The following is a 2,805-nucleotide window of genomic DNA, read 5'->3' as shown; positions in this document are numbered from 1 at the left end:
ACCAATTCGGCTTATTGTATACCCATAGCCACCCATCGGTATTCGGCTTCACCACGGCCATTTTAACGCCTTTGGGTTCTTTTTTAGAGTTTGTTTTAGATGATGAAGATACCTTTTTTCGCATGTAAAAAGCAGGCACTATGCCTGCTTTTTGTATAGCATCTATTCGGCACAAGCAGCAACGATGGCCGTAATGCCAAAGAAGTCCAGTATCGCCTCTTTTATTTCAGGGCTGGCTTTTGAAGCCGCTTTGGAGACTGCTTTGTTCCAAGCAGTTTTTTTACTGCGGTATTTTTTCTTGTAATGATTGTAGTACTGATATGTTTTAGTGACAAATGTCTTTACTCCACCCAAGGCTTTTATTGCCTTTTTGATCTTTAACAGTTTTGCAGGAGCGAAAACAAGGCTCGCAAGTGCGGTACCGACAGCACTTACACACCCTAGGACACCTTGAGTTTTGAACGGTTTGTCCGATTGATGAAACTCAGCTGCAGCGGCGTTCATATCATCGACTATCGATTGATCATCGATGTTATTTCTGAACCAATCTAAAATTGCATCAGAACCTTGGTTGATCACTGAGTCAGGTATGTTTTCAATTGCGTATAATGCTTTTTGACTAGAAAGTAAACTTGGAAATTCTTCTTCGAGATTAGTGTCCCGAACTAATGATTGATCATTCGGTGATTCAACGGCTTCAGCGGCTGTCGTTCCAAGGATTGAAAATAAAAACACTGAAACAACTGCCAAAATAATACTACTTTTGAACCTCAAAATGTTTTTCATAAAATCCTCCTTTTAATCATAAAACTATCTAACTTGTAAATTATAAACCTTTTTACCACTTGATGCCATATAAAATTTATGTAATGATAAGTTTGAGCAGTAAAATGTTAAACAGAATAGTGAGGGGAATTTAAATATGAGCGACAAACAATATGAGTCTATACACTGGATTGCATCAGTACTCGCGTTTTTATTAATAATTTTGAATAGTTTTGTTATAAAAATTGAGGTTATAACTGTGGTTATTGCAGTTGTATACATAGTGTTCATGGGGATTGTTAGGAGTAGATGGAAGAAAACTAAAAAAAATTAAGCAGGCCGGAAATGGCCTGCTTTTATTATACATCCAGGTAGCTTTCCTCACTTCTGCTTTACTTCTACGTATTTTGTAAATGCTGTGATGTACAACCCAGATTTTAGCTTGTACATTTTTGATCCATTGACAGTGAGCGTCTTATCAATTGTAAACGCTTCGCCTGGTTTCACCTTTTTATACTTAGCTCCCCAGTCCGGTTTGTCATAAACCCATAGCCATCCGTCAGTGTTTGGCTTCACTACAACCATCTTAACACCCTTCGCAGGCGTTTCTTTTTTAGAGTTTGTTTTAGATGATGAAGATACCTTTTTTAAACCAACAGCCGCTGCAATTCCTTCCGCATGACCCTCGGCCAGAGAATTAAGAAATGACTCTTGTTTCAGCATCGCCGCATCTTCTTTACGATCAATAAAAAGGTTCTCGGTTAGAATTGCTGGCATTTTTGTTTCTCTCAATACCGCAAGGTTTTTAGACTTGGTCCCGCGGTCTCCTACTTTTTCGTTCATCTTTTTATAAATTACATCATGTACAATTTTTTGCTGTTTTCCTGTGCTTGATGAAACAGATAACTTATCAAAACGAAACGTTTCAAAACCTGTCCCGCCTCCCGCATTGATATGGATAGATGCAAAATAATCAGCTCCCCAATTGTTTGCTAGTCTAGCCCTTTGAGACAGTGGGATATAAACGTCAGTTGATCGTGTGAGCTTAACCGTTGCCCCATACACCTTTTCAAGAATCGCTTTCGTTTTCTTTGCGATCTTTAATACAAGATCCTTTTCTTTTAATCCGTTTGCTACTGCACCTGGATCGTGCCCGCCGTGTCCAGGATCAAGCATAATTTTCTTTGTCATATTCATCTACTCCTTAAAATTCAATTTTTTTATATATAAAAAGAACTGCCTGGGGCAGCCCTTTATTTTGTTAAACCTTTTTGCTTTAAAACTTCTTTCTGCTTCTGTCCTTTAGGTGTCACATAGTTGTTTTTGAACCATGCGACAAGGGTTGTTACTAACGTAAAGACCATTGAGAAGGCAAGGTATAAAGTTTCTGTTAATGTGTTTACCTGTTCCTCACTGATCGGCAAAACAGGTTTGCCAAACATAATTAACGCCTGGTTGATTAGTGCAATAAAAAGAAGCACCGTGCGAATAACCGTGCCTTTGTCAAAGTTTTTCATATTAAATTCCTCTTTTCGTTTTATTTTTGGTTTCTTTCGATTCGATCTAGTTTTTCAATGACAACATCATATTTCTCACTAAATTGTGCTAATACACTATTCTGTGCGTCTATTTGCTCGTTTAGCTTGTTCTCACGCTCTCTAGTTGTATTGAGGACATAAAACAACACCCAACAAAACAACACCGCAAATGGCCCTTGTGTCATCAAATACTTAGCCAAATCCATTTCCATTTCACTCACCTACTCCCTCACTTTGTCCACCCCCTTAAAGAAGGCAAAATAAAAAGCACCTGTCAAGATGCTGATGTCCCTAAATCTACAGATACAGACGGTTTTTCAAATGAAACGCCCGTGATCTCTTCAAATTCTTCTTTTGTTATTACTTTTAATGCGACATACTCCCGCATGATGTCAAGAGTATACACACCCCAGTCCCAAAATACTTTTATGTCGGCCGCCGTTGGGTAGATCATGATGTCTCGCCTCTCTGCATCTGCGAAACCTGCAACGTGAGTAAAGCC

General features: G+C 38.7%; 5 protein-coding genes. All 5 read right to left on the bottom strand.

Going from position 1 to position 2,805, the window contains the following annotated elements; all coding sequences use genetic code 11:
• Positions 1–162: 162 nt before the first annotated feature.
• Positions 163–786, bottom strand: a complete 624-nt coding sequence (locus LC033_RS16375) for a hypothetical protein (RefSeq protein WP_226570264.1) — start codon at positions 784–786, stop codon at positions 163–165.
• 360 nt (positions 787–1,146) lie between these two features.
• On the bottom strand, positions 1,147–1,956 hold the full coding sequence (locus LC033_RS16370; RefSeq protein ID WP_226570262.1) for an N-acetylmuramoyl-L-alanine amidase: 810 nt from the start codon (positions 1,954–1,956) through the stop codon (positions 1,147–1,149).
• 62 nt (positions 1,957–2,018) lie between these two features.
• Positions 2,019–2,282: a phage holin gene (locus LC033_RS16365; RefSeq protein ID WP_226570260.1), complete on the bottom strand. Its 264-nt coding sequence runs from the start codon at positions 2,280–2,282 to the stop codon at positions 2,019–2,021.
• Positions 2,283–2,302: 20 nt separating this feature from the next.
• On the bottom strand, positions 2,303–2,515 hold the full coding sequence (locus LC033_RS16360) for a BhlA/UviB family holin-like peptide (protein ID WP_226570269.1): 213 nt from the start codon (positions 2,513–2,515) through the stop codon (positions 2,303–2,305).
• 62 nt (positions 2,516–2,577) lie between these two features.
• Positions 2,578–2,805, bottom strand: a 228-nt coding sequence (locus LC033_RS16355; protein WP_376776473.1) for an XkdX family protein, incomplete at its 5' end; no start/stop codon positions are given.

It is taken from the genome of Bacillus stratosphericus, assembly GCF_020524495.1.
GTDB lineage: Bacteria > Bacillota > Bacilli > Bacillales > Bacillaceae > Bacillus > Bacillus stratosphericus_B.
Note: the sequence above shows the minus strand (reverse complement) of the source record. Positions and strands in the feature narration are given on the sequence as shown.